29 protein-coding genes are annotated in these 23,861 nt (G+C 73.5%); 19 read left to right on the plus strand and 10 right to left on the minus strand.

Going from position 1 to position 23,861, the window contains the following annotated elements; genetic code table 11:
• Positions 1 to 51 precede the first annotated feature (51 nt).
• Positions 52 to 1,095 carry a LacI family DNA-binding transcriptional regulator gene (locus tag ACWEFJ_RS08045; RefSeq protein WP_378090681.1) on the plus strand — a complete coding sequence of 348 codons (1,044 nt, stop codon included), beginning with the start codon at positions 52 to 54 and terminating at the stop codon, positions 1,093 to 1,095.
• A gap of 10 nt (positions 1,096 to 1,105) precedes the next feature.
• On the opposite strand, the gene ACWEFJ_RS08050 is transcribed toward ACWEFJ_RS08045, so the two are convergent.
• Together ACWEFJ_RS08050 and ACWEFJ_RS08055 are read right to left on the minus strand one after the other, a co-directional pair.
• Complete coding sequence (locus ACWEFJ_RS08050; protein WP_449713277.1) at positions 1,106 to 1,666, minus strand: hypothetical protein; 561 nt, start codon at positions 1,664 to 1,666, stop codon at positions 1,106 to 1,108.
• Positions 1,651 to 2,943, minus strand: coding sequence for a lytic polysaccharide monooxygenase (locus ACWEFJ_RS08055; protein ID WP_378090679.1), 1,293 nt, complete (start codon positions 2,941 to 2,943; stop codon positions 1,651 to 1,653). The genes ACWEFJ_RS08050 and ACWEFJ_RS08055 overlap by 16 nt, the downstream gene beginning before the upstream one ends.
• A 109-nt stretch (positions 2,944 to 3,052) precedes the next feature.
• Between ACWEFJ_RS08055 and ACWEFJ_RS08060 the strand changes: the two genes are divergently transcribed.
• A complete protein-coding gene (locus ACWEFJ_RS08060) occupies positions 3,053 to 3,967 on the plus strand; it encodes a PfkB family carbohydrate kinase (protein WP_449713278.1) in 915 nt (304 codons plus the stop codon).
• On the opposite strand, the gene ACWEFJ_RS08065 is transcribed toward ACWEFJ_RS08060, so the two are convergent.
• The gene (locus tag ACWEFJ_RS08065; protein ID WP_378090677.1) at positions 3,947 to 4,486 is read right to left on the minus strand and encodes a Scr1 family TA system antitoxin-like transcriptional regulator; all 540 of its coding nucleotides are present in this window, start codon (positions 4,484 to 4,486) and stop codon (positions 3,947 to 3,949) included. The two genes, ACWEFJ_RS08060 and ACWEFJ_RS08065, sit on opposite strands and share 21 nt — an antisense overlap.
• 180 nt (positions 4,487 to 4,666) lie before the next feature.
• Between ACWEFJ_RS08065 and ACWEFJ_RS08070 the strand changes: the two genes are divergently transcribed.
• The 6 genes from ACWEFJ_RS08070 (at position 4,667) to ACWEFJ_RS08095 (ending at position 7,889) form a co-directional block, all read left to right on the plus strand.
• Entirely contained in the window at positions 4,667 to 5,542 is an 876-nt protein-coding gene (locus ACWEFJ_RS08070) for a helix-turn-helix domain-containing protein (RefSeq protein WP_449713279.1), read from the plus strand.
• The gene (locus ACWEFJ_RS08075) at positions 5,542 to 5,742 is read left to right on the plus strand and encodes a DUF397 domain-containing protein (RefSeq protein WP_378090675.1); all 201 of its coding nucleotides are present in this window, start codon (positions 5,542 to 5,544) and stop codon (positions 5,740 to 5,742) included. The genes ACWEFJ_RS08070 and ACWEFJ_RS08075 overlap by 1 nt, the downstream gene beginning before the upstream one ends.
• Positions 5,743 to 5,862: 120 nt before the next feature.
• A complete protein-coding gene (locus ACWEFJ_RS08080) occupies positions 5,863 to 6,867 on the plus strand; it encodes a C40 family peptidase (protein WP_378090674.1) in 1,005 nt (334 codons plus the stop codon).
• Between the two features lie 45 nt (positions 6,868 to 6,912).
• Positions 6,913 to 7,149 carry a hemerythrin domain-containing protein gene (locus tag ACWEFJ_RS08085; RefSeq protein WP_449713280.1) on the plus strand — a complete coding sequence of 79 codons (237 nt, stop codon included), beginning with the start codon at positions 6,913 to 6,915 and terminating at the stop codon, positions 7,147 to 7,149.
• Positions 7,150 to 7,193: 44 nt separating this feature from the next.
• A complete protein-coding gene (locus ACWEFJ_RS08090; protein WP_449713281.1) occupies positions 7,194 to 7,457 on the plus strand; it encodes a hypothetical protein in 264 nt (87 codons plus the stop codon).
• A 39-nt stretch (positions 7,458 to 7,496) separates the two neighbouring features.
• Positions 7,497 to 7,889 carry an STAS domain-containing protein gene (locus ACWEFJ_RS08095; RefSeq protein WP_378090672.1) on the plus strand — a complete coding sequence of 131 codons (393 nt, stop codon included), beginning with the start codon at positions 7,497 to 7,499 and terminating at the stop codon, positions 7,887 to 7,889.
• A gap of 3 nt (positions 7,890 to 7,892) precedes the next feature.
• Here the strand turns inward: ACWEFJ_RS08095 and ACWEFJ_RS08100 are convergent, their stop codons facing one another.
• The 3 genes from ACWEFJ_RS08100 to ACWEFJ_RS08110 all read right to left on the minus strand — a co-directional run bounded on the left by ACWEFJ_RS08100 (position 7,893) and on the right by ACWEFJ_RS08110 (position 10,462).
• Positions 7,893 to 8,621, minus strand: coding sequence for an ATP-binding protein (locus tag ACWEFJ_RS08100; RefSeq protein ID WP_449713282.1), 729 nt, complete (start codon positions 8,619 to 8,621; stop codon positions 7,893 to 7,895).
• A 104-nt stretch (positions 8,622 to 8,725) separates the two neighbouring features.
• Positions 8,726 to 9,646 (minus strand): sunset domain-containing protein, encoded by a 921-nt coding sequence (locus ACWEFJ_RS08105; protein WP_449713283.1) that lies wholly within the window; start codon positions 9,644 to 9,646, stop codon positions 8,726 to 8,728.
• Positions 9,647 to 9,814: 168 nt separating this feature from the next.
• Positions 9,815 to 10,462, minus strand: a complete 648-nt coding sequence (locus tag ACWEFJ_RS08110; protein ID WP_233823514.1) for a hypothetical protein — start codon at positions 10,460 to 10,462, stop codon at positions 9,815 to 9,817.
• 116 nt (positions 10,463 to 10,578) lie between these two features.
• On the opposite strand from ACWEFJ_RS08110, the gene ACWEFJ_RS08115 reads away from it, so the two are divergent.
• The 3 genes from ACWEFJ_RS08115 (at position 10,579) to ACWEFJ_RS08125 (ending at position 11,950) form a co-directional block, all read left to right on the plus strand.
• Complete coding sequence (locus ACWEFJ_RS08115; RefSeq protein ID WP_378090669.1) at positions 10,579 to 10,923, plus strand: ArsR/SmtB family transcription factor; 345 nt, start codon at positions 10,579 to 10,581, stop codon at positions 10,921 to 10,923.
• On the plus strand, positions 10,920 to 11,537 hold the full coding sequence (locus ACWEFJ_RS08120; RefSeq protein ID WP_449713284.1) for an SRPBCC domain-containing protein: 618 nt from the start codon (positions 10,920 to 10,922) through the stop codon (positions 11,535 to 11,537). Before ACWEFJ_RS08115 ends, ACWEFJ_RS08120 begins: the two co-directional genes overlap by 4 nt.
• A gap of 92 nt (positions 11,538 to 11,629) precedes the next feature.
• Positions 11,630 to 11,950, plus strand: coding sequence for a DUF3140 domain-containing protein (locus ACWEFJ_RS08125; RefSeq protein WP_378090667.1), 321 nt, complete (start codon positions 11,630 to 11,632; stop codon positions 11,948 to 11,950).
• 166 nt (positions 11,951 to 12,116) lie between these two features.
• Here the strand turns inward: ACWEFJ_RS08125 and ACWEFJ_RS08130 are convergent, their stop codons facing one another.
• Positions 12,117 to 13,424 (minus strand): NAD(P)/FAD-dependent oxidoreductase, encoded by a 1,308-nt coding sequence (locus ACWEFJ_RS08130; RefSeq protein ID WP_378090666.1) that lies wholly within the window; start codon positions 13,422 to 13,424, stop codon positions 12,117 to 12,119.
• A gap of 71 nt (positions 13,425 to 13,495) precedes the next feature.
• On the opposite strand from ACWEFJ_RS08130, the gene ACWEFJ_RS08135 reads away from it, so the two are divergent.
• The 5 genes from ACWEFJ_RS08135 (at position 13,496) to ACWEFJ_RS08155 (ending at position 19,263) form a co-directional block, all read left to right on the plus strand.
• The gene (locus ACWEFJ_RS08135) at positions 13,496 to 14,212 is read left to right on the plus strand and encodes an HAD family hydrolase (protein ID WP_378090665.1); all 717 of its coding nucleotides are present in this window, start codon (positions 13,496 to 13,498) and stop codon (positions 14,210 to 14,212) included.
• Between the two features lie 23 nt (positions 14,213 to 14,235).
• Positions 14,236 to 16,569: a glycoside hydrolase family 65 protein gene (locus tag ACWEFJ_RS08140; protein ID WP_449713375.1), complete on the plus strand. Its 2,334-nt coding sequence runs from the start codon at positions 14,236 to 14,238 to the stop codon at positions 16,567 to 16,569.
• A 462-nt stretch (positions 16,570 to 17,031) separates the two neighbouring features.
• Entirely contained in the window at positions 17,032 to 17,187 is a 156-nt protein-coding gene (locus ACWEFJ_RS08145) for a hypothetical protein (RefSeq protein ID WP_378096097.1), read from the plus strand.
• A 211-nt stretch (positions 17,188 to 17,398) separates the two neighbouring features.
• On the plus strand, positions 17,399 to 18,496 hold the full coding sequence (locus tag ACWEFJ_RS08150) for an ABC transporter substrate-binding protein (RefSeq protein WP_378096095.1): 1,098 nt from the start codon (positions 17,399 to 17,401) through the stop codon (positions 18,494 to 18,496).
• A 362-nt stretch (positions 18,497 to 18,858) separates the two neighbouring features.
• Complete coding sequence (locus ACWEFJ_RS08155) at positions 18,859 to 19,263, plus strand: hypothetical protein (RefSeq protein ID WP_378096092.1); 405 nt, start codon at positions 18,859 to 18,861, stop codon at positions 19,261 to 19,263.
• Here the strand turns inward: ACWEFJ_RS08155 and ACWEFJ_RS08160 are convergent.
• Positions 19,149 to 19,931, minus strand: a complete 783-nt coding sequence (locus ACWEFJ_RS08160; protein WP_378096089.1) for a hypothetical protein — start codon at positions 19,929 to 19,931, stop codon at positions 19,149 to 19,151. The two genes, ACWEFJ_RS08155 and ACWEFJ_RS08160, sit on opposite strands and share 115 nt — an antisense overlap.
• A 62-nt stretch (positions 19,932 to 19,993) precedes the next feature.
• Here ACWEFJ_RS08160 and ACWEFJ_RS08165 point away from each other — a divergent pair, with 62 nt between their 5' ends.
• Positions 19,994 to 20,503, plus strand: coding sequence for a DUF2087 domain-containing protein (locus ACWEFJ_RS08165; protein ID WP_378096086.1), 510 nt, complete (start codon positions 19,994 to 19,996; stop codon positions 20,501 to 20,503).
• Positions 20,504 to 20,540: 37 nt separating this feature from the next.
• Here the strand turns inward: ACWEFJ_RS08165 and ACWEFJ_RS08170 are convergent, their stop codons facing one another.
• Positions 20,541 to 21,365, minus strand: a complete 825-nt coding sequence (locus ACWEFJ_RS08170) for an aldo/keto reductase (RefSeq protein ID WP_378096083.1) — start codon at positions 21,363 to 21,365, stop codon at positions 20,541 to 20,543.
• Positions 21,366 to 21,439: 74 nt separating this feature from the next.
• Between ACWEFJ_RS08170 and ACWEFJ_RS08175 the strand changes: the two genes are divergently transcribed.
• Positions 21,440 to 21,967, plus strand: a complete 528-nt coding sequence (locus ACWEFJ_RS08175) for a winged helix-turn-helix domain-containing protein (protein ID WP_449713285.1) — start codon at positions 21,440 to 21,442, stop codon at positions 21,965 to 21,967.
• 21 nt (positions 21,968 to 21,988) lie between these two features.
• On the opposite strand, the gene ACWEFJ_RS08180 is transcribed toward ACWEFJ_RS08175, so the two are convergent.
• Positions 21,989 to 22,840 (minus strand): glycosyltransferase family 2 protein, encoded by an 852-nt coding sequence (locus ACWEFJ_RS08180; RefSeq protein ID WP_449713286.1) that lies wholly within the window; start codon positions 22,838 to 22,840, stop codon positions 21,989 to 21,991.
• A gap of 57 nt (positions 22,841 to 22,897) precedes the next feature.
• Between ACWEFJ_RS08180 and ACWEFJ_RS08185 the strand changes: the two genes are divergently transcribed.
• Complete coding sequence (locus ACWEFJ_RS08185) at positions 22,898 to 23,824, plus strand: UDP-glucuronic acid decarboxylase family protein (RefSeq protein WP_449713287.1); 927 nt, start codon at positions 22,898 to 22,900, stop codon at positions 23,822 to 23,824.
• The last annotated feature ends 37 nt before the right edge of the window (positions 23,825 to 23,861 follow it).

Consider the following 23,861-nt stretch of genomic DNA (forward strand, 5'->3'; position numbering starts at 1 on the left):
TCCTCCACGTCCACGGGCCGGAACTGGGCTGGGCTGCCGTAGACTGCCCCCATGCCGACCAAAGCCGACCCGTCACCCTCGGATGGCACAGCCTCGGGCAAAGTCACCATTGCCGCCATTGCGGCAGAAGCCGGGGTCTCGGTTCCGACTGTTTCGAAGGTAATGAACGGTCGCGCCGACGTCGCGCCGCACACCCGGGAACGGGTCGAGGCGATCATCCGACGACACGGCTACCAGAGGCGGGCGGACGAGCGGTCGAGGCGGTCCAACCTGGTGGAACTGATGTTCCACGAGCTGGAGAGCGCCTGGGCGCTGGAGATCATCCGCGGTGCCGAGCAGGTCGCCGCGGAGCAGGGCCTGGCGCTGGTGCTGTCGGAGTCGCAGGGCAGGCTCACCCCCGGCCACGGCTGGCTGGAGGGCGTGATCGCGCGCAAGCCGCTCGCGGTGATCTCCGTCTTCTCCGACCTCACATCGTCGCAGCTGGCCAAGCTGCGCGCGCGGGACATCCCGGTCGTCGTGGTCGACCCCATCGGCGAGCCCCAGCTGGAGACGCCGTCCATAGGAGCCACCAACTGGAACGGCGGCCTCACCGCCACCCGGCACCTGATCGAGCTGGGCCACCGCCGCATCGCCATGATCGGCGGCCCGGAACGCGTGCTGTGCAGCCGCGCCCGCGTGGACGGCTACCGCGCCGCGCTGGAGACCGCGGGCCTCGCGTTCGACCCGGCCCTGGTCCGCTACGGCGACTTCCACGTCGAGTCCGGCCGCGCGCAGTTCGCGCCGCTGCTCGACCTCCCGGACCCGCCGACCGCCGTGTTCGCCGGGTCGGACCTCCAGGCCCTCGGCGTCTACGAGGCGGCACGCGCCGCCGGCCTCCGCATCCCGGAGGACCTCAGCGTCATCGGCTTCGACGACCTCCCGGTCGCGCAGTGGGTGGGCCCGCCGCTGACCACGGTCCGGCAGCCGCTGCAGGACATGGCCGCGGCGGGCACCCGTCTCGCCATCACGCTGGCACGTGGTGAAGAGCCCGAACACCGCCGAATCGAGCTTGCCACCACGCTGGTGGTGCGTCAGAGCACCGCCGCGCCGCGCTGACGAGCCGCCTCTAGTGGTGGTGGCCCGGCTTCTGGACGTAGGTGCACCCTTCCGCCTCCGCGGGGAGGGTGTGCTCCACGACCTCGTCGGGCCCCACCGGTGTGCAACGCAGGTCGTGCAGGCCCAGCAGCTCCAGGCCGAGCGTGCCGCTGAGGGCGAAGCCGTTGCCGAACCCGAAGTCCGGGTTGTCCGACACCTCGCCGGCAGCCATCGCGCCCTGCCACGCCTGCTGGAAGTCCTTCAGCTTCTCCCGCTGGAAGACGACCAGCCCCAGCCGCTCGTACGGACCCGCCGAGCACGTGCCCCACTCCGCCACGTACGGCGCGTAGAGCTTGGCCCGCAGCGGCCCGACGAAGTCGGCGAACTCCTCCATCGACCGCGGCACGACCTCGTCGCACTGGCCGGTCTTCTCCCGCACCCACTGCCCGACCTCCGCCGGGGTGCCCAGCGGCGGGCCGAGGGCGTTGGAGCCCAGGCCGGTGGAGCCGGTCGCCGCCGAGGAGCAGGCGACCGACCCCACCAGGAGCGCGGCCAGGGCCGCGCAGCGCCAGAACATCAGCCCGCGGCGCACAGGGCGCCGTTGAGGGTGAACGACGTCGGGTTCGCGGGCGTCCCCTGCGACGAGCCGTTGAACCCGAAGCTCACCGACTGACCCGGCTGGATGTTCTGGTTCCAGCTCGCACCCTTCGCGGTGGCCTTGCCCGACGCGACGGCGACCTCGGCCGACCACGCCTGGGTGATGCCCTGGCCGCTCGGGACGTCCCACACGAGCTGCCACGCGTTGACCGCGCTGGTGCCCGTGTTCTTCACCGACACGTTCGCGGTGAAGCCGCCGGACCACGAGCTGGGCACGCTGTACGTCACCGCGCACGCGCCGGGCGTGGTGCCGCCGCCCGTCGTCGTCCGCACCGACACGACGGCCGACGGCGTCGAGGTGTTGCCCGCCGCGTCCCGCGCCACCACGTAGAACTGGTACGCCGTGTCCGCGGTCAGGCCGGTGACCGTGGCGGTGGTGCCCGAGGTCGTCGCGACCGCGACGTCCGTCGCGCCCGCCTCGCGGTACACCGTGTAGCCGGTCACGCCGACGTTGTCGGTGGCCGCGGCCCAGCTCAACGCCACCGAGGTGGACGAGGCCGTGGCCGTGGGGGCGCCCGGCGCGGCCGGGGCCTGGGTGTCGCCGCCGCCGGAGCCGCCGGTGAAGTTCACGTCCGAGCAGCTGTAGAACGCCTCGGGGCTGTCACTGCGCTGCCAGATCGAGTAGATGATGTGGCGGCCGGTCTTGTTGGGCAGGGTGCCGTTCCACGAGTACTCGCCGTTGCCCAGCGGCGGGTTGGTGATGCTGTCGAACGGCGCGGGCTCCAGGTCGGACCACTTCAGCGGCTGCGTGACGTCGAAGCCGTCCTTGGTGACGTACTGGTCCCACCGGCCCGGGTGCGGGGCCCACGCGTTGTACTTGAAGGTGATCGGCGCGCCCGCCCGCAGGGTGGTCACCGGCCAGTCGCTGCGGGCCAGGTTGTAGGCGTCGTACTTGGTGGTCGGCCCGCACAGGTCGCCGTCGGCGATGATCTCGCGGTGCCGGCCGCCGGCCAGGCTGATGAGGTTGCCGTACCAGTCCCACAGCGGTTGCTTGCCACCGATCTGCACCGCGGCGACGCACGCGGGGTTCGTCGGGTTCAGGTCACCGCCGCCGCCACCGATCCTGCCGTCCTCGTAGCAGGCGTAGGTGCGGCTCGGGGGGAAGGTCATCGAACCGTGCGCCAGCGCCACGCCGCTCTGGGCGAACACGCTGGTCACACCGACGATACCGAGCGCGGCCACGGCCAACGCCCCAAAGCGCTTGAGTCGCAAGGACATTCTCCTTCAGATCGACGGTGATCTGCGAACCACGGGACTGGGAGCGCTCCCAGAATTACGATCGCATTACCGGTGACGCCACGTCAACGCTCCGTTTCAACTGGTGGCCACCGGGTACCGCACCGACATGCGGATCGCGGTGGTCGGTCAGATAGCCCGTGACCTGGTGTTGGTGGTCTCCGAGGTGCCCGCGCGGGGCGGTCGGGCGGGGGTGCTGGAACGTCGTGAAATGCTCGGCGGCAAGGGCGCGAACATCGCCCGGGGCACCAGGCAGCTGGGCGCAACGGCCGCCCTGGTGGGCGTCGTCGGGGACGACCGGGAGGGCCGCCTGCTGGTCGAGCGGCTGGACGCGGACGGCGTAGCCACGGCCGGGGTGGTGCGCCGGGAGGGCGTCCGAACGGCCCTGATCGTGGACGTCGTCTGCGACGGCGGCTACCGCTACCTGGAGGACGTCCCCGCCGCGACGCTCGTCACCGCGGCGGACGTCCGGGCGGCGTCGGCGCTGCTGGCCGGCGCGGACGCGGTGGTCGTGCAGTTGCAGCAACCGGCCGACGCGGCGCTGGCGGCGGTGCGCGCGGCGGGCGGGCTGGTCGTGCTGGACGGCGCGCCGGACGGGCGGGAGGCCGAGCTGCTGGCGGCGGCCGACGTGGTGCGCGCCGACCACCGGGAGGCGGAGCTGCTGACCGGGCGGGCGATCACCGGCGTGGACGCGGCCCTGCGGGCGGGGCGCGAGCTGCTGGGCCGGGGGCCGTCGGTGGTGGCGCTGGAGGCGCCGGGCGAGGCGAACGTGCTGGTGTGGGACGGCGGGTCGGCGGCGGTCCCGCTGACCGACGAGGACGTCGTGGACACGACCGGCGGCGGTGACGCGTTCGTGGCCGCGCTGACCGTGGGCCTGGCGCGCGGCGACGGCCCGGAGCAGGCGGGCCGGCTGGCCACCGCCGCCTCGGGCCGCGCGGTCCGCCACCCCGGCGGCCGGACGGACCTCACCGGCCTGTCGCTAGTCGGTGATCTCGGCTAGGTGGGCGAAGAGGGCGTTCGCCAGCTCGACGTGCCGGGGGTCCTCGGTGAACATCGCCCGGTGCACGCACGGGTAGAACACCACCGCCGGGCCGTCGGCGAGGGTGAACCGGGTCAACGGGTGGTTCACCACGCCGGGGTAGGCGCCCGCGCTGTACGGGATCACGCGGACCACGACGTCGGTTCGGTCCACCGCAGTGCCCTCCAGCACGTAGGCCGTGCAGCGGTCGGCGTCGAGCCGGTCCAGCGCCGGGTGGATGCCCAGCGGCGCGAGCAGGTCGATCCGCTCGGCGGTGCGGCACAACACGTTGAGCACGCTGGACGACTCCGCCCCCCAGGCGCACCACGTGGTCTGGTCGGCGGCCGGCGAGGACGCGATGCCGTCCTCCAGCCGGCGGATCCAGTCCGGTGACTGCCGGGTGCGCGCGGCGAGTTCGGCCACGGTCAACCCCGAGTCCTCGCGGGCCCGGCGGAGTTCCCGGCCGAGCAGGCGGCCACGCAGCGTGGGCTTGATGTCCATCGTGGTCACTACCTCACTGCCGGAGACCGTTCGGGCACCTCGCGTGTCACTCCGAAGCTATATTGATACTTATCTTCCTGTCGATTCATCGGACGAGTGCGCTTGTCGCTACCCTGTGTGGCGCTCCGCATACAGGATCGAGCCAGCGGTCTCGATGATCAGGCGCGACAGGATGAGGGCATGGGCGACGACGCCCCGATCTCCAGCACGGTTCAGGCGTGGGAACTCGGGTTGAGGCTGCGCGAGCACCGGGAGCGGCTCGGGCTCACCGCGGCGGCGGTCGGCAAGACGACGGGCATCGGCGGCACGAACCTGTCCGCGATCGAGTCCGGCAAGCGCCGGCTGACCCCCGCCAAGCTCGGCGACCTCGCCGACGCCTACGGGCTGTCGGCCGGCGAGCGCGCCGAGCTGGAGGCGCTGCGCGCGCAGACCGAGCGGCGCGAGTGGTGGCACGAGTACGGCCGGCTCTACTCGGACGAGTTCCTGCGGCTGCTGGGGTTGGAGGCGGGCGCGGACAAGGTCTTCGAGTACGCGCCGGACATCATCCCGGGGCTGTTGCAGACCGCCGACTACGCGCGGGCCGTGATGGTCGCCGGCACGCCCTACATCCGGCCGGTCGACATCGGCCCGCGGCTGCGCACGCGGCTCGCGCGGCAGGTCCGGCTGGACGGCCCGGACCCGCTCAAGCTGGACGTGGTGCTCGGCGAGGCCGCGTTGCGGCAGTGGGTCGGGGACCCGGGCGTCGTGCGCGGGCAGCTCGCCCACCTGCTCGACGTCCTCGACCGCAAGGGGGACCACGTCCGCATCCGCGTGATCCCGTTCATGGCGGGCGCGCACCCGCTGCTCGGCTCCGCGCTGAAGATCCTCTCCTTCCGCTCCGCCAAGCTCGGCGACCTGCTGTACCAGGAGACGGCGATCAGCGGTGTCCTCGTGGACAAGCGCCAGGTGATAGTCGAGTCGGTGGCGAGCTTCGCGGAGACGTTCGACCGGGCCCTCGGCGACCACGACTCGCGCGACTTCATCCGCGCGGTCTACCACGAGATGGAGCGCTTCTGATGCCCCACAGCCCCTCCGCCACCGCGCGCGGCTGGTTCAAGAGCAGCTTCAGCACCGCGTCCGGCGACTGCGTCGAGGTCCGGTTCGACGGCGACGTGGTGCGGGTGCGCGACTCGAAGGACCGAGGGCTCGGCCCGGTGCTCTGCGTGGGTTCCGACCGGTGGCGGCGGTTCACCCGCGCCGTGCGGGCGGACCGGTGACACGCCCCGGTGGGGCCGTTGGTGGACGAGCCGCGACCGGTTCCGTAACCTGACCGCGACCTGGGCGGGTGTAACCCGTTCGAGGGCAGCCCACCCGGTGTGAAGGAGGACCGCGCGACCGTGGCGTCGACAACCGCTCAGCGCACCGTCCGCGCGGCCCTGACGGCGACGGCCGTCTCCGTGCTGATCGGGGCCGTCCCGCCCCTCCCCCACGCCGCGGCGGACCCCGAGGCGCCGTCGAACGCCTCGGAGGCGTTGCGGAAGTACAACGAGCTGTCCACCCAGGCCGAGGCGCTGAACGAGGAGCACCTGCGGGCGCAGGAGGCCCTGACGAACGCGCAGGGAGCGCTCGACCAGGCCAACCGCGACCTCACCGCGGCGCAGCAGGCGCAGGAGTCGCTGCGCGGCCAGGTGGACCTGCTCACCGAGGCGTCCTTCGAGGGCGCGCGGTTCAACCAGCTCTCCGCGCTGCTCGTCAGCGACTCGCAACAGGACTTCCTCAACCGCATGTCCGCGCTCGGCGTGCTGGCGGGCGACAGCGCGGAGGCGTTGCAGGGCCTCGGCGAGGCCGTCGACCGCGCCAACGACGCCGCCCGCCGCGCCACCGAGGCCGCCGGGGCCGCGAACCAGGCGATCGCGGACATCGACCAGCGCAAGGCCGCGCTCGACGGGCAGATCGCCGAGGCCCGCGACGCGTACCGCTCGTTGAGCCCGGCCGAACGGGCGGCGTTGAACAACGCGGGCGACATGAGCGAGATCCCGGTGCCGTCGGGCACGGCGGGCCGGGCGCTGGCGTTCGCGCTGGCGCAACGCGGCAAGGACTACGTGTACGGCTCGAACGGTCCGGACACGTGGGACTGCTCCAGCCTGATGCAGGCGGCGTACCGGTCGGCGGGCATCGCCATCCCGCGCACCACCTACGGCCAGGCCACCATCGGCCGGTCGGTGTCGCGCAACGACGTGAAGGCCGGCGACCTGATCATCTACTACTCGGGGCGGACGCACGTGGCGATGGCGATCGACGGCCTGCGCGCGGTGCACGCGTCCACCGAGGGCGTGCCCGTGAAGATCCAGGACATCGAGTCCATCGGGCCCGTCGACGTGATCCGACGCGTGGTCGGCTGATCTCCGGGTACTACTCCTGCGCCACATCACGTGACGGAGGACGACATGCCCGACGTAGTCGATCTGATCATGCAGGACCACCGCGAGGTGGAGCGGCTGTTCGCCGAGCTGAAGGACCACCCGGAGAAGCGGCCGCTGCTGGTGCCCGTGCTGACCGCCGTGCTCACCGCGCACAGCCGCGCCGAGGAGGCCGAGGTCTACCCGGTCGCCAAGACGAGGCGGGCGAGACCGAGGAGGTCGAGCACAGCCAGGAGGAGCACGCCGAGGCCGAGCGGCTGCTGATCAAGCTGTCCGGGACGGATCCGACGTCGGCCGCGTTCGACGACGTGCTGCGGGAGCTGGTCGAGTCCGTGACGCACCACGTCGAGGAAGAGGAGTCGACGGTCCTGCCGGGCATGCGCGAGCGGTTGGACGACGCGCGGCGCCAGGAGCTGGGGCGGGCGTTCGCCGAGAGCCGGGCCCGGCACCTGGGCGACCGGCCGGGTGAGGAAACGCGCGAGGAACTGCTCGCGCAGGCGCGCAACGCGGGCCTGTCGGGGGCGTCGGGGATGAGCAAGTCGGAGCTGGCGAAGGAGTTGCACCGGTCCTGACGGGGGCTCACAGTTTGCGTGGGCCTAGGCTGAGCGCGGTTGAGCAGACAGCCGCACACTGCCGACCACACCCTGGAGTGGGACATGGACGACTTCACCGACGCCGTCACGTTCACGACGCGCGAGGTGTCCGCGGGTGTGGTGGTCGTCGCCGTGGCGGGTGAACTCGACATGGCGACGACACCGGCGGTGGAGGGCCACGTCCGCGCCGTGCTCGGCCGCCCGGTCCGGGTGCTGGTGCTCGACCTGTCCGGGGTGACGTTCCTCGGGTCGACCGGGATCAACATGCTGATCGCGCTGCGCGCGGCGTGCGTGGCGGAGGACACGGCGTTGCGGCTGGTGGTGACGACGAAGGTCGTGCGGCAGCCGTTGCAGCTGACCGGGCTGGTGGACCGGTTCACGATCGTGGCGGCCGTGGACGAGGCGAGCTGACGGTCACCCGTCCAGGACCGCCCACACGATCTTGCCGCCCCGCGGTCGCCGGTAGCAGCCCCACGTCCGGCTCAACGACGACACGATCATGATGCCCCGCCCGCCCGGCCGCAGCGGCTCGACCGCCGGCGTGGCGGGCGGGTCGGGGTCGTCGTCGCACACCGCGATGGTCAGGGCGCGGCCGTTCAGCCGCAGGCGCAGCACCGGGGCGGAACGCGCGTGGCGGACGGCGTTCTCGACCAGTTCGGTGGCCACCGTGGCGGCGCTGGGGACGAGGTGGGCGACGACCCAGCGCTCGCAGGCGTCCCGGACGAAGCACCGGGCGAGCCGGCCGCCGGCGAGGGAGGCGGGCAGGCGGATCTCGGCGCGGTGGTCGGGCGGGTGGTCGGGCGGGCGTTCGGCGGCGGCCAGGGCGGCGGTGAGAGTGGTGAACCGGGGCACCGCGGCGGCCGCCCGGGAGCGCCGGTGGCCGGGCGTCTCGGCGACCAGCAGCACCGGCACGCCCGGCCACTCGGCCACGCGTTGGCATACCGTCGTGAAGACCGACATGAACGCGGGCGTGGCGCACTCGAAGCCGTCGTCCAGCCGGACGACGAGCGCGGTCGGCTCGTCGGCGGCGCACTCCAGCAGCCCGTCGCGCAGGTCGCGATAGGTGGTCAGGTCGAGCGTGCCGGCCGGGCGCAGCACCGCGACGCCGGCGACGTCGGTGCGGTGGAGCGCCAGCGCGGTCACGTCGGGCCTCGCGTCGGCATCAGGTCACCCCGACCGGGGCGTACCCGGGCGGTGCGGGCCTATGCGTTCGGTTGTGCGCTGGTTCGGCGGGTTCGGGGGTTGGGTCAGCGGGCGGGTGAGGCGACCTTCGGCTTCGGGGTCCACTGGGTGTAGCCGGCGCGCTCGGCTTCGGCGACGGAGGCGAAGGTGACGTCGCCCTTCATGCGCTTGTAGTACGGCGAGTCCGGGGTGTGGAAGATCATCGACTTGGAGTTCGCCTTGACCGCCAGGCCCTCCGGGTTCCCGGTCGCGGCGGTCGCGGCGGGCTGCGCCTCCGGCTCTGCGGCGACGTGCTCCGCGGCAACCGGCTCCGCCTCAACCGGCACGGCGGCAACCGGGTCTGCGGCGACCGGCTCGGCAGGGGCGGCGGGCGCGGCGGGCTGGGCGGCAACCGGCTCGGCGGCGGCAACCGGCTCGGTGGGCGCGGACTCGGCAGGCGCGGACTCGGCGGGCTCCACGGCGGCCGGCTCGGCAGGCGCGGACTTGGCGGGCGCGGCGGCAGGGGTCGGCTCGGCGGCGATCGGCTCGGCCGTCGTGGTCGGCTCGGCGGCGGCAGCCGGTGCGGGCTCGGGTTCGGCGACGGCCGGCTCGGGGGCGGCTTCGGCGGCGGTCGGCTCGGCGGTGGTGGAGTCCGCGACAGCAGGCTTGGCGGCGGGCTCGGCGGCAACCGGCTCGGCGGTGGTTTCGGCGCGGACCGGCTCGGTGGCGGCCGGCGTGGCGGCGGTCGGGGCGGCAGGGGCCGAGTCCGTGGTGGCCGCGGCGGGCGCGGGTGCCGGGGTCGTCGGCGCGGAGGTGGTGGGCTCGGCGGCGGCCTCGTCGGTGGCGGTGGCCTTCGGGGTGGTCGGTGCGGTGGTGGCGTTCGGGGTGGTCGGCTGGTCGAGGCGGGCGCGCAGGTCGCGGATGGTGGGGTTAAGGCGCGACCAGACCAGGGCCGCGCCCGCCAGGAACGCCGCCACGCACAGGACGAGGGTGAACAACCAGGACACTGCCAACTCCTACGGCCACAGCTTGCGGAACAGGACGTCGACCGGTCGCGTCACGGCGGGCCGCGCACGGCTCGGGCGGCAGGGGCCACCGGCGGGCGTCGCTGCCCGGAAGCGCACGAACCCGCCGGCCGAGAATCACCGTGTCGGGAACCACAGACTAAGGACGTGTCAAGCGGCGTTCGGCAGCACCCCCTGCCGACACCCGCACCGGCTGCACACCGGGTGCGCGGGCAGCCGCACGTCGGCCAGCAGCTTCCGGGCGTCGTCGAACGTCGGCACCCGCTGCCCCGGCACCAGCAGGCTGTCCAGCACCTCCTGCCGCCGCCGCGCCAACTCGCGCGACCGCTCCACCGGGTCCTTCACCCTGGCCCGCACCCGCTCCCGCGACTGCTCGCGCGCGAGGCTGCCCGCCGCGCTCAGCGGCCGCCGGGGCCGCGGCTCGGTCAGCCGGGCGTTGCGGCGGTTGATCCGCCACCACGCGCCCAGCGTCATGCCCGCCACCGGGGGGCGCGCTCGCCGCGCGCCCCCCTGCCACCACGACCGCAGCCGCGCACGGAGGAAGTCGTGCGCCACCTGGTCGCGGTTGCGCGGGCTGCCCTGCCTCGTGCCGTCCGGCCTGCGGTCGACCGCCGCCAGCAGGGCATCGACGCTCCACCCCTCGCCGAACCACGGCTCGACGACCCGGCGCACGGCGGCGCGGTGGGCGTCGGGCCAGGTGGCGCGCAGGCAGAGCGCCTCGACCGCCGTGTCGATCTCGGCGTCGGTCTCGGGGATGACACGGCCGGGCCACTGACGGGGATCGAGTCGAACACGCATCGCATGGCTCCCTTCGAACGCGTACCGAACATCCGTTCGAGATAGTGCCACCGACCACCGACAATTCCGGAGCCTTAGATTTGACTTATATAAGCCGAGCCTGAAAGATGCAGGTCGTGCACGCGTTCGACGTACTCGGCGATCCCGTCCGTCGCCGCATCCTGGAGCTGTTGGCCGACGGTGAGCAGACCTCCGGGGCGGTCACGGAGGTGGTCCGCCGGGAGTTCGGCATCTCGCAGCCCGCCGTCTCCCAGCACCTGCGGGTGCTGCGCGAGAACGGCTTCGCCCGCGTCCGCGCGGAAGGCACCCGACGCCTCTACGCGGTGGACGACCAGGGGCTGCGGGAGGTGGACGAGTGGCTCGACCGGTTCCGCCGGTTCTGGAGCGGGCACCTCGACGCGCTGGCCACCGAACTCGCGCGCGGCAAGCGCGAGAGGCGACTCAAGGAGGAACGACAGTGATCGACATCGCCGCCCAGCTCAAGGCCATCCACCGCGAGGTGAACGCGGGCTCGGACGAGACCGTGGGCGTGCTGCTGCGCCGCACGTACGACGCGGCGGCCGAGGACGTGTGGGACGCGGTGACCGACCCCGACCGGCTCCGGCGCTGGTTCATGCCGATCAGCGGCGACCTGCGCGAGGGCGGCGACTTCCAGCTGGAGGGCAACGCGGGCGGCCGGATCCTGACGTGCTCGCCGCCGAAGCTTCTGCGGGTCACGTTCGGCGGCGAGACCAGCATCGTGGAGCTGCGCCTGGTCGCGGACGAGGACGAGCGGACGACGGTCGAGCTGGAGCACACCGTGCCCAAGGCGATGGCCGGCAGCGGCGCGGGCGCGCTCTACGTCGGCCCCGGCTGGGACGGCGCGCTGCTCGGCCTCGCCCTCTGGCTGGCGGGCCAGGTCGCGGAGGGCGACGACCCGACCGCCGCCGCCAACTCGCCCGAGACGCAGCGGTTGAACCTGGGGTCGATCGAGGCGTGGACGGCGGCCGTCGCGGCGTCCGGCAGCGCCACCGAGGAGGAGGTCCAGGCGGCCGTCGCGGCGGCGAAGGCGCAGTACGCGCCGGACCTGATCTGACCCCGGCGGGACCCCGGCCCCCGCGTCGTCGGGGCCGGGTTCGCCCCGCCGTGGCCGTTTCGACCGGTCCCGCGGCGGCAAACCTCATCCCCATGACCGACACCTTGTGGGACGAGTTCCACCGCGTGGTGAACATGACCTCGCACGAGCTGGAGGAGTGGTTGCGGACCCGCTCGGCGGACGAGGACAGCGAGACCGTGCCGGACCAGGCGGGGACGCCGACCGGCCAGGAGGTCCTCCGGGTCCTGCGCAAGCGCCGCACGGACCTGACCACCGAGGACGTCAGGGTGATGCGCAAGGTCGTGGACCGGGTGCACGAGCAGCGCCGGGCCGACCTGGAGCCGACCGCGGGCGAGGCGCACTGGCGGCACCGCCTCATGTCGATCGGCCACGACCCGCTGAAGCCCGCCTGACCCGAAGCCCGGTGACGGCCCCGCACGGCCGGCCCGCACGGCGCGCCCCTCGACCGGGCACGCCGTCGGGCCTCACCGGCCGGTCTTCACCGACGCCGGCCGGTCGCGGCCTCTTCCGGCCTCACCGGCTCCAGCCTCACCGGCTCCAGCCTCACCGGCTCCGACCTCACCGGCGCTGGCCGGTGGCGGCCTTCTCGACGTCGCCCAGCCGCACGCCCGCCTCCGGGACCAGCCCGAACTGCACCACCTGGCGACGGGCGAGCAGGTCGGTCAGCCAGTCGACCGCCACCCGCAGCCGGTTGCCCGGCATCGCGAGCAGGTGGTACCCGCGGGCGACCGCCTTCGCCGGCACGCCGGTCATCGGCACCCGCAGCGGGTTGGCGACGGCCTGCGAGCCCGCCAGGTCGACCACGAAACCGAGGTCGCGGTGCCGGTAGGCGCCCACGTCGCCATGCCCGAGCGACGCCGCGACGTTGCGCCCGGCGAGCTTGCCCTGCCGCTGCGCGTGCTGCGCGGTCATCGGGGTCGGCTCGCCGTCGTGGTACACGTCGGGCACGGCGGCCACGTCGCCGGCCGCGAACACGTGCGGGTGCGTCGGCACGGCCAGCGTCGGGTCCACCACGACCCGCCCCTTCACCGTGGACAACGCCACCGACTCCACCAGCGGGTCGGGCCGCACGCCCACGCACCACACCAGGGTCCGGGTGGGGATGCGGCTACCGTCGGTCAGCACGGCGCAGTCCGGGGTGACCTCCTTGACGCTGGTCTCCAGCCGGAGGTCCACGCCTCGGGCGCGCAGCACCCGCGCGGCCGGTCCGGACAGCCGGTCGTCCAGGCCGGGCAGCACGCGCGGCGCCATGTCCACGAGCACCCACTTGATCTCGGACTCCGCGAGCCCGGTGCGCCCGCGCAACGCCGACCGGGTGAGCTGCTGGCCCTGCGCCACCAGCTCCGTGCCCGTGTACCCGGCCCCGACCACGACGAACGTCGCCCGCGCCGCCCGCTCGGCCGGGTCGGTCGCCTGCTCGGCCAGCTCGACCTGCCGCAGCACGTGGTCGCGCAGGAACACCGCCTCGGCGACCGACTTGAACCCGAACGCGTGCTCCGCCACGCCCGGGATCGACAGCAGCCGGGTGACCGAGCCCGCGGTCAGCACGAGCCGGTCCCACTCCAGCACGTGCTCGCGCCCCTCCACGTCCACCGCGGTGCACGTGCGGGTGGCCAGGTCGATCCCGGTGACGTTCGCCTGCACCAACCGCGTGCGGGGCAGCTTCGGCCGCAGCGGCACGGCGACCCGGCGCGGGTCCAGCGAGCCGCCCGCCACCTCCGGCAGCAGCGGCACGTACAGCATGTAGTCGGTGGGGTTGACCGCCACCAGTTCGGCGGCGTCGGCCGGGAGCACGCGTTCCAGCGTGCGCAGGCAGTGGTAGCCCGCGAAGCCCGTTCCGACGACCAGCACGCGCGGCTTGCCCATGGTCAGATCCCTCCGCCGTTGTGCGTCCGACCAGCGGGTACCCCGGACCGGGAACGGGTAGACAACTGACCATGGCCCTCGGACTGCCTGACGCGATCACCGCCTGCCTCTTCGACCTGGACGGCGTGCTCACGAGCACGGCCGTGCTGCACCGCCGCGCCTGGCGGCGCACGTTCGACGACTTCCTGCGCCCGCTCGGCCAACCTCCGTTCGCCGAATCGGACTACCTGAAGTACGTGGACGGGCGGCCCCGGTACGACGGCGTGCGGGAGTTCCTGGCCTCGCGCGGCATCACGCTGCCCGAGGGCGCGCCGGACGACCCGCCGGACCGCGACACGGTGCACGGCGTCGGCAACCGCAAGAACGACCTGTTGGAGGCCATCATCCGACACGAAGGTGTGACGCCCTACGCGGGCACGGTCCCCTACCTGAGCGCGGTGCGCGACGAAGGGCTCGCCATCGGCGTGGTGACGTCGTCGGCGAACGCGCGCAAGGTGCTCGACGCGGCGGGCCTCAGCCCGTTCGTGCAGGCCCTGGTGGACGGCGTGGTGATCGTCCACGACGGGCTCAAGGGCAAGCCCGCGCCCGACTCGTTCCTGGCGGGCGCGAAGCTGCTCGGCACGGGCCCGGAGCACGCGGCCGTGTTCGAGGACGCGCTGGCGGGCGTGCAGGCGGGCCGCGCGGGCGGGTTCGGGCACGTGGTCGGCGTGGACCGGACCGGCCAGCGGGACGCGCTGCTGGCGCACGGCGCGGACGTCGTGGTCGAGGACCTGGCGGAGCTGCTGTGAGCGGCTGGGAGATCCACCCCTGGATGGTGCGCTGGGACGGCCTCGCGGTCGACCAGCTGCGCCGGACCGAGTCGGTGTTCGCGCTGTCCAACGGGCACATCGGCCTGCGCGGCACGCTGGACGAGGGCGAGCCGCGCGGCCTGCCCGGCACCTACCTCAACGGGTTCTACGAGGAGCACGCGCTGCCGTACGGCGAAGGCGGCTACGGCTACCCCGAGGCGGGCCAGACGGTCGTCAACGTCACCGACGGCAAGGTGATCCGCCTGCTGGTCGAGGACGAGCCGCTGGACATGCGCTACGGCCGCGCCCACGCCCACCGGCGCGAACTCGACTTCCGCACCGGCACGCTGCGCCGGAGCACGGAGTGGGAGTCGCCGACCGGCCGCCGGGTCACCGTGCGGTCGGAACGGCTCGTGTCGCTGACCCAGCGGGCCGTGGCGGCGATCCTCTACGAGGTCGAGCCGAGCGAGGACGTGCAGCTCGTCGTGCAGTCCGACCTGCTGGCCAACGAGCCGGTGGAGAACGAGGGCGACGACCCGCGCGTCGCCGCGGCCCTGAACGAGCCGCTGGTGTCGGACTTCGCGCACGCCGAGGACTACCGGGCCGTGCTGGCGCACCACGCGCGCAACTCCGGGCTGCGGATGGCCGCGGCCATGGACCACGAGCTGGAGGTCCACGACGGGTTGCGCACGGAGATCCGCGCCGAGGGCGACCTGGCCCGGTTCACCGCGGCCGTGGACGTGCCCGCGGGCGGCAGGCTGCGGCTGGTCAAGTACCTGGGGTACGGCTGGTCGGCGCAGCGGTCCGTGCCCGCGCTGCGGGCGCAGGTCGAGGCCGCGCTGGCGGGCGCGCGGCAGACCGGCTGGGAGGGCCTGCTGGCCGAGCAGCGGCGGTTCCTGGACGACTTCTGGGAGGTCGCCGACATCGAGCTGCACGGCGACGACGAGCTGCAGCAGGCGCTGCGGTTCGCGTTGTTCCACATCATGCAGGCGGCGGTGCGCGGCGAGACGCGGGCGATCCCGGGCAAGGGGCTGACCGGGCCCGGCTACGACGGGCACGCGTTCTGGGACACCGAGATGTTCGTGCTGCCCGTGCTGGCCTACACCGTGCCCGAGGCGGCGCGGGACGCGCTGCGGTGGCGGCACTCGACGCTGGACAAGGCGCGCGAGCGGGCCGAGGTGCTCGGGCAGCGCGGCGCGGCGTTCCCGTGGCGCTCGATCAGCGGCGCGGAGTGCTCGGCCTACTGGCCCGCGAGCACGGCGGCGTTCCACGTCAACGGCGACGTCTCGCACGCCGTGGCGCAGTACGTCAACGCCACCGGCGACCACGGGTTCGAGCGCGAGTGCGGCGCGGAGATCCTGGTGGAGACCGCGCGGCTGTGGATGTCGCTGGGCCACCACGACCAGCACGGCGGGTTCCGCATCGACGGCGTGACCGGGCCGGACGAGTACTCGGCGGTGGTCGACAACAACGTCTACACCAACCTCATCGCGCAGGAGAACCTGCGCAACGCGGCGGCGGCGTGCGAGCGGCACCCCGACGTGGCCGAGCGGCTCGACGCGACCACCGAGGAGGTGGGGTCCTGGCGGAAGGCGGCCGACGGGATGCTGATCCCCTACGACGAGCTGCTGGACGTGCACCAGCAGTCGGAGGGGTTCACCTCGCACGCCGAGTGGGACTTCGAGGGCACCGACCCCGACGAGTACCCCCTGCTGCTCAACCGGCCGTACTTCGACCTGTACCGCAAGCAGGTGGTCAAGCAGGCCGACCTGGTGCTGGCCATGCACGTGCGCGGCGACGCGTTCACGGCGGCGCAGAAGGCGCGCAACTTCGCCTACTACGAGCAGCGGACGGTGCGCGACTCGTCGCTGTCCGCCGGCACGCAGGCGGTGCTGGCGGCCGAGGTCGGCGCGGCGCAGCTCGCCTACGACTACCTGGCCGAGGCCGCGTTCACCGACCTGCACGACCTGCACCGCAACGTCCACAACGGACTGCACATGGCGTCGCTCGCGGGCGCGTGGATCGCGCTCGTGGCCGGGTTCGGCGGGATGCGCGACCACGGCGGCGAGCTGTCGTTCGCGCCGCGCCTGCCGCCCGGGTTGAGCCGGATGGCGTTCCGCATGTCGTTCCGCGGCACCCGCCTCGCGGTGGAGGTCGAGCCGGGCTCGGCCACGTACCGGATCGTGTCGGGCGAGGCGTTGGCCACCCGCCACCACGGCGAGCCGATCGTGGTCGAACCGGGCCGGCCCGTCACGGTGTCCACACCGGACGCGCCGGAGCCGCCGGTGCTGCGCCAGCCGCCGAACCGCGCGCCCGCGCGGAGGGTGCCGCCGGGGGCGACCGAAACGGCGTCGTGAATCCGGGGGCGGGGTGAGGCCCCGCCCCCGGAGGGGCGTCCACGCCTTGTCCCGCAACGGGGTGGTCCGGCCGTTCCGGGGTGCACCCGGAACGGCCGGATCGCCGTGTTGGGGGAAGGGCGATGAGGTGCCCGGCCGGACTCTTGGGGGGAGGGGAGCCCGGCCGGGACTTGTCAGGCGGCCAGTTTGGGGGGCGGTGGCCGCCTAAGCCCTCATCGCAGGCACGGGTACCCCTGTTACCGCCGTTCAATCAGGTACTCCGATAACGGCTGGGTGACGGGGGTGGAGGCCGGTCTCGGACGATCAGGTCGAGGACTGTCCACATCGGTCCGGCCGGCGCTCCCACCAGCGGGAATGATCTCCGCACTTGTGCGGAGACCGGCCGGCGGAGGACGGCGAAAGGTAACCCACAGGAGTGAGAGGGGCAGCGCCGCGGCCCGGGGCCGGACAGGATGCGGAAACGTGAGTTCAACACCGATCTACGACGAGTTGGCGGCCACCTACCTCGCCGACCTCATCCCCGACCCCGGCGACCCCGCCGAGCCGGACCACCCGGTCGCGGACGGGACGCCCACCACCACACCGTCGCCGCCGCCCCGAGGACGGCCGGAGGTCTGAACCACCTCCGATCTTGACACCGCCTCGCGCACCGGAGTAGGACCGATCACAGTCCGTTGAGGTCGCCTACCCCGAAGGGTGGAGCGGGATGCGTGGACGAGCGCTGCTCCTGGCAGCGGTCCTGGTCGTGACCGGCGCGTGCAACGCAGAGCAGACCGAAATCCCAGACCAGGTGACACTGACCTGGTGGGATCACTTCACCCACTCCCCCATGGCCGACCAGGCGGTGGACAGCCTCCTCGCCCGCTACGGGCAGGAACACCCCGGTGTGCGGATCGAGCGCACCTCCCTGTCCCGCCCCGAGTTCCGGGCCAAGCTCGCCGAGGCGGTCGCGTCCGGCGTCTTCCCCGACATCGCCGCCGTGGACGCCACCGACCTGCCCCGGCTGGCCGAGGCCGACGCCGTGGCCGACCTCACCGACCGGTTCGAGCGGTGGGGCCTCGCCGGCGACTTCCTCCCGGCGGTGCGCGAGAGCGTGACCCACGACGGCCGGGTCCGCGGCGTGCCGCTGCGCAGCACCACCACCGCGCTCGTCTACAACCGCGAGCACTTCCAGGCCGCCGGGATCGCGTCGCCGCCGACCACGTGGGAGGGCTTGCGGACCACCGCCAAGGCCCTGACCTCCACCGACCGGGCGGGCCTGTGCTTCGGCGGGAAGGACGACGACCTCACCACGACGTTCCTGCCCCTGCTGTGGCAGGCGGGCGGTGACGTGACCGGCATCGACGAGCAGCCGTCCCTCGACGCCCTCGCGCACCTGGACGCGCTGGTGAACACCGACCGCAGCGCCCCGGCGGAGGTCCTGGGCTGGACCGACGCCGACGCGCGGCAGCGGTTCGCGGAGGGGCGCTGCGCGATGGTGGTCACCGGGCCGGACGCGGTCCCGCAGCTCAACCAGGCGGGGCTGGACTGGGCCGCGGCGGCCCTGCCCGACGGCGCGGCGGGTCCGGCGGGGCAGCTCGGCGGCGAGACCTGGGTGGTCGGCCGCGCGGGGCAGGTCGACCGGGCGTGGGACGTGCTGACGTGGCTGGCCGAGCACCCGGACAACGCCACCGAGTTCGGCGGCGGCCTCGGCGCGCTGCCCAACCGCACCGGCACGGTGGACGCCCTGGCCTGGCAGTGGGACCCGAACGTGCCGGGCTTCACCGCCCAACTGCGGTCCGCCCGGACGCCCACCGCCTACGGCGCGCAGTACCCGGACGTCTCCCGCGCCCTCGCCACCATGGCTTCGCGGGTGCTCACCGGTGAGCGAACACCCGACCGGGCGGCCGCGGACGCCCGCGCGGAGATCGACCGGCTGCTGCGCTGACCCCGGGCACGTCGGCACGCGGGAACGGGCAAGGCCGCCGCGCCGACAGGAGCCCGGGCCGCACGCCGGCCCCGCCGCCAGGGAAGGTCGGGCACTGCACGAGACCGGGCGCACTCGCACCAGGCAGGCCCGCGCCACACGCGCACACCCGGCGGAACCTGCCGCCGGACGACGGCCACGACCCGATCGGCCCAACGCGACACACCCGTCCGGCCCAACGCGACCCGACACGCCCACCGGGCGTGGCACGGGCACGACTCGCCGGGTGGGCCGTAATGCCGGACCGTGTCGGGCGATGTGCCCTATAGGGCGAAGCCCGCGGCGTCGCGGGTGAGCCGAAAGGGGCCGGGTAACCAGCAGCCATGCGGATCGAGGCGGTCGTGAAGGCGCGACGGACCCGGAAGGACACCGACCGGCGGGCAGAGCCCGGAGCCGGCGAGCGGTCGTTCAGCCGGGCCCAGGCACTCGCGCTCGTCGTCGGCGTGCTCCAGGTCGTGCTCGCCTCCGTCCCGTTCCTGCCCATGGGCGACGGCGTCAACCACACCCTCTACGTGTGCACCGGCGTGGCCGGTGTCCTGCTCTCGTGGCGACACCGGCACGCGCGGCTCTACGGCGTCCTGCTGCTGGTGCTCTACGGCCAACTGTTCATCACCTACGCCGACGACACCGGCACCATGGGTCTGCCCACGTGGGAGACCCTGGCGTACGGCCGGGCCGCCCTCGCGGGCGTGGTGATCGCGCTGATCCCGGCGTTCAAGCGGCGGTAGTCGCCCGCGGTCATCGTGCCGTCCGGGTGGAAGCGCAGCTTGGGGTCCCCGCTGCGGGCGATCGACTCGAACATCGCGCGGTCGGACCGGGTGGTGGGCCGCCAGTACATGTGGGCCCCGTGCGTGACGCCCATGTCCATCGACATCATGGTGGCCACCGCGCGGTCGTACCGGCGCCTGCTCAGGCCCGCGCCGCCGGAGGCGCGGATGTCGAACACGTCGTGGTCGCCGGTCAGGGGCCGCAGCCGGCCGTCCCGGTCGAAACCGTGCACGACGCCGTCGCGCACCACGTACTCGCCGCGCCGGTCGAACCGGGCCATCTTCTCGCGCAACGCCTCGAACTCGACGCGCCGCTGGTCGTACCGGCGCAGCAGCCGGTCGTCGAGGTCGACGAGCGGTAACCGGGGCCGGAAGTAGCCGACGAGGCCCCGGTGGCGGGGCGCCGCGCCCAGCCGGACGTCGTCGTCGTCGATGGTCTTGGCCTTCACGGCCTCGGGTTTGGGCAGCGCGCCCCGGCGCAACCACGCCACCGCGTGCGGGTTCGTCGCCCGCACGTCGATGATGAGGTCCTGCTCGGCCGCCACCTGCTGGAACTTGCGGGCGTTCTCGGTCGGCATGCCGAAAACCGGCTCCACCGACGCCAGGGGGAAGAGGTGATCAGTGCGCACGGCTACTAAAGGTCCGCCGAAATGGGCGTGCACCGGGCCGCCGGGTTCGGTTAGCTCGAAGAGTGACCCCTGATTCACTGATCGGACTGCTGGCCGAACCGGAGCGGTTGCGCGTGGCCGCCGCGCTGGTCCTGGGTGCGCGCACGACCGCCGACATCGTCGAGGCGACCGGGTTGGACGCTCGGCGGGTCGAGAACTCGTTGGGCCGGTTGCGGTCGGCCGGTCTCGTCGTGACCGACGGTTCCGGCTTGCGGCTGCGCGAGGAGCTGTTCAAGGAGGCCACCCGGGTCGAACAGGCGAACCGGGTCCCCGAGGACCCGTTCGTGCGAGATGGGCGGCTGGTGAAGCTGCCCGCGCAGCGCGGGCGCAGGCGGGCGGTGCTCGAACAGGTGAGCACCGCGTTCGAGCCGGGTAGACGGTACCCCGAGCGGGACGTGGTGGAGGTGCTGAGGCGGTGGTGCGACGGCGGCGAGGTGGACCACGTGACGGTGCGCCGCTACCTGGTGGACGAAGGGCTGCTCACCCGGGACGCCGGCGTGTACTGGCGGACCGGCGGCCCGGTGAGCGTCTGACCCCGGGGGTGGTCGGGTCGTCGGGTGGTCGGGCGGCCTAGCCGAACGTGTCGGGATCCGGACCGGTGCGCTCGCCCCGGTCCAGCCCGGCGATGCGGCCCAGGTCCTCGTCGTCCAGCTCGAAGTCGAACAGGGCGAAGTTCTCCGCGATCCGGCTGGGCGTCACCGACTTGGGGATCACGACGTTGCCGAGCTGGAGGTGCCAGCGCAGCACGACCTGCGCCGGGGTGCGCCCGTGCTTGGCCGCGACGTCGGTGATGACCGGGTCGGACAGCAACGCGCCCTGCGCCAGCGGGCTCCACGCCTCCGTCACGATGCCGTGCCGGGCGTGGAAGGCCCGCAGCTCGGCCTGCTGGAGCCGCGGGTGCAGCTCGACCTGGTTCACCGCGGGCACCGCGCCGGTGGCGTCGATGATCCGCTCCAGGTGCGCGGGCTGGAAGTTGGACACGCCGATCGCGCGGACCCGGCCGTCGGCGTGCAGCTTGCCCAGCGCGCGCCACGTGTCGACGTACCGGTCCTGCTTGGGCGCGGGCCAGTGCACCAGGTACAGGTCGACCCGGTCCAGGCCGAGCCGCTCGGCGCTCGCGTCGAACGCCCGCAGCGCCTCGTCGTAGCCCTGGTCGGAGTTCCAGAGCTTGGTCGTCACGAACACGTCGTCGCGCGGCAGCCCGGAGTCGGCGACCGCGCGGCCGACCGGCTCCTCGTTGCGGTAGGCGGCGGCGGTGTCGATGCTGCGGTAGCCGACCCGCAGCGCCTCCGCCACCGCGTCGTAGGTGTCCTCAATGGACACCTGGAAGACACCGAAACCGAGCCGCGGCATGGTCACGCCGTTGTTCAGGGTGATGGTCCTCATGGGTTTCATGATGCCCCTTGTCAACGCCTCCCACGGGTTGGAACGCGTTGACGTGCGTCGGGCCGCACTGGTCCGATCACACCGTGACGGCATTGCCCGAGGTGACCGGTGTCGGCCGGACGGACGTCGAGGTGACGGTCGTCATCCGCGTGTCCGCCCCGGGCACGCGGGTGGTGGACACGGCGGGGCGGCTGGCCGCGGCGCTGCGCTCGGCGCTGGACCTGCGCGACGCCGACGTGGTGGTGGACCTGCGGGACGCGGACGTGGTGGTCGACCTGCCCGCGCCGCGGGCCGAGCCGGTGCTGCGGATCCTGGTCGACTCGCGGCGCGTGCTGCACCGGGGCGTGCCGGTGCAGCTCACCAGGCTGGAGTTCGACCTGCTGCACCACCTGTGCACGCACCCGCACCGGGTGCACCGGCGGGCCTCGCTGATGTCGACCGTGTGGGGCACGCGGACCGTCGTGGACACCCGGACGGTGGACGTGCACGTGCGCCGCATCCGGCACAAGCTGGGCGACGCGGCGTCGATCATCACCACCGTGCGGGGCGTCGGCTACCGGCTGGACCACGCGGGCGAGGTCGTCGTGGAGCGGGACGCGCCGGCCTCCTGAACGCCGGTCTCCTGGACGGGGTCAGCCGACCAGGGCGACCCGGCGCTCCACGTCGGCCGGCAGCCTGCGCCGGTGGCGCAGCACGGCGGGCAGCCTGCGGACGGCCGCGCCCAGCGCCGCGCCCGCGTCCCGGTCGCCCACCGCCTGCCGGAGCAGCGCCGCCGTCTGCCCGAGCACCACGCCGACCGGACGGCGCAGCCAGGTCGTCAGCAGCTCGTTGCGCATCTCCACCCGCCGCCGCCACGCCGACGGCGGCCGGAACGACGACGGCTGGTGGTGGGCCACGACGTCGTCCACGTAGCAGCACGCCCAGCCCGCGGCGGCCAGGTCCCAGGAGAACAGCCGCTCCTCCCCCGGCCAGAACAGCACCGGGTGGAACCCGCCCGCGGCGAGGAACGCCGACCGCCGCACGATCGCCCCGCAGCACACGAAACCCAGCACGGACGGTCCGGGCAGGTCGTCGTCGCGCCCCAGCGCCGAGCGGGCCATCTCCTCGCACACCGGGTCCAACCGGCCGAACGGCTCCACGATCGTGCGGGCCGCGACCAGGCCCAGCCGCGGGTGCCGCGCGAACAGCTCCTCGGCCCGCGGCAGCGACCCCGGCGCCCACCACGAGTCGTCGTCGCTGAACGCGACGTACGGGGTGGTCGCGCGCCGAACGCCGTGGTTGCGCGCCAACGCGCCCTCGTTGTGCCCCAGGGCCAGCACCTCGACCCCGGCGAACTCCCGCCGCACGCGCGCCACCGTGTCGTCGGACGACCCGTTGTCCACCACGATGACCGGCACGTCCAGCTCCCGGAGCCGGGTGAGCGTCCGCGCGAGGTCGTCCGCGCGGTCACGGGTCGCTATCACCACGGTCGTCCGGGACACCACGGGGTACTACCCCGGGAACCGGCGGTTACTCCTCGGCTCCACGGGTAGGCCACCCCCATGGGATTCGAACGGGTGGTGGTGACGGGCGGCGCCGGGTTCCTCGGCTCGCACGTGTGCGAGGCGCTGCTCAGGCGCGGCGCGCGGGTGGTCTGCGTGGACGACTTCCGCACCGGGTCGCCGGACAACCTGCCGGACGACCCCCGGTTGGGCGTGGTGGTGGACGACGTCTCCAAGCCGATCGACCTCTTGGGCGACGTGGACCTGGTGATGCACCTGGCCTGCCCCGCGTCCCCGGTCGACTACCTGCGGATGCCCGTCGACACGCTCAAGACCGGCGGCTTCGGCACGCTGCACGCGTTGGAGCTGGCGCTGCGCAAGGGCGCGCGGATCGTCATCGCGTCGACCAGCGAGGTGTACGGCGACCCGTTGGAGCACCCTCAGCGCGAGACCTACTGGGGCAACGTCAACCCGATCGGCCCGCGCAGCGTCTACGACGAGGCCAAGCGCTTCGGCGAGGCGATGACCTGCGCGTTCCGCCGCGAGTACGGCGTCGACACGGGCATCGTGCGGATCTTCAACACCTACGGCGCGCGGATGCGCCCGCACGACGGCCGGATGATCCCCACGTTCCTCCGGCAGGCCCGCGCCGGCGAACCGCTGACCGTGCACGGCGACGGCTCCCAGACCCGTTCGCTGTGCCACGTGGACGACCTGGTGCGCGGGCTGCTGTCGATGGCGGAGAGCGACCACCCCGGTCCGGTGAACCTCGGCAACCCGGAGGAGATCACCGTGCTGGAGGTGGCCCGGAAGGTCATCGAGTTCACCGGCAGCGACTCCCCCGTCGAGCACGTCGACGCGATGACCGACGACCCGCGTCGTCGCCGCCCGGACATCTCGCTGGCGCGCGAGGTGCTGGGCTGGCAGCCGGAGATCGGCTTGGCCGAGGGGCTGCGGCGCTCGTTTGACCGGGAACTCGTCGGGTAGTCGGACCACGTCGGTCCGTCCGCGACCGTCCACTCGG

This window comes from Actinosynnema sp. NPDC004786 (assembly GCF_053601135.1).

Bases quoted from the DNA above. Each gene is read 5' to 3' on its own strand.
- ACWEFJ_RS08110 (WP_233823514.1), bottom strand. From the start codon at position 10,462: ATGCGTGTTCGACTCGATCCCCGTCAGTGGCCCGGCCGTGTCATCCCC.
- ACWEFJ_RS08085 (WP_449713280.1), top strand. From the start codon at position 6,913: ATGCCCGACGTAGTCGATCTGATCATGCAGGACCACCGCGAGGTGGAG.
- ACWEFJ_RS08070 (WP_449713279.1), top strand. From the start codon at position 4,667: ATGGGCGACGACGCCCCGATCTCCAGCACGGTTCAGGCGTGGGAACTC.
- ACWEFJ_RS08065 (WP_378090677.1), bottom strand. From the start codon at position 4,486: ATGGACATCAAGCCCACGCTGCGTGGCCGCCTGCTCGGCCGGGAACTC.
- ACWEFJ_RS08075 (WP_378090675.1), top strand. From the start codon at position 5,542: ATGCCCCACAGCCCCTCCGCCACCGCGCGCGGCTGGTTCAAGAGCAGC.
- ACWEFJ_RS08125 (WP_378090667.1), top strand. From the start codon at position 11,630: ATGACCGACACCTTGTGGGACGAGTTCCACCGCGTGGTGAACATGACC.
- ACWEFJ_RS08170 (WP_378096083.1), bottom strand. From the start codon at position 21,365: ATGAAACCCATGAGGACCATCACCCTGAACAACGGCGTGACCATGCCG.
- ACWEFJ_RS08185 (WP_449713287.1), top strand. From the start codon at position 22,898: ATGGGATTCGAACGGGTGGTGGTGACGGGCGGCGCCGGGTTCCTCGGC.
- ACWEFJ_RS08155 (WP_378096092.1), top strand. From the start codon at position 18,859: ATGCGGATCGAGGCGGTCGTGAAGGCGCGACGGACCCGGAAGGACACC.
- ACWEFJ_RS08135 (WP_378090665.1), top strand. From the start codon at position 13,496: ATGGCCCTCGGACTGCCTGACGCGATCACCGCCTGCCTCTTCGACCTG.
- ACWEFJ_RS08130 (WP_378090666.1), bottom strand. From the start codon at position 13,424: ATGGGCAAGCCGCGCGTGCTGGTCGTCGGAACGGGCTTCGCGGGCTAC.
- ACWEFJ_RS08150 (WP_378096095.1), top strand. From the start codon at position 17,399: ATGGCCGACCAGGCGGTGGACAGCCTCCTCGCCCGCTACGGGCAGGAA.
- ACWEFJ_RS08140 (WP_449713375.1), top strand. From the start codon at position 14,236: ATGGTGCGCTGGGACGGCCTCGCGGTCGACCAGCTGCGCCGGACCGAG.
- ACWEFJ_RS08045 (WP_378090681.1), top strand. From the start codon at position 52: ATGCCGACCAAAGCCGACCCGTCACCCTCGGATGGCACAGCCTCGGGC.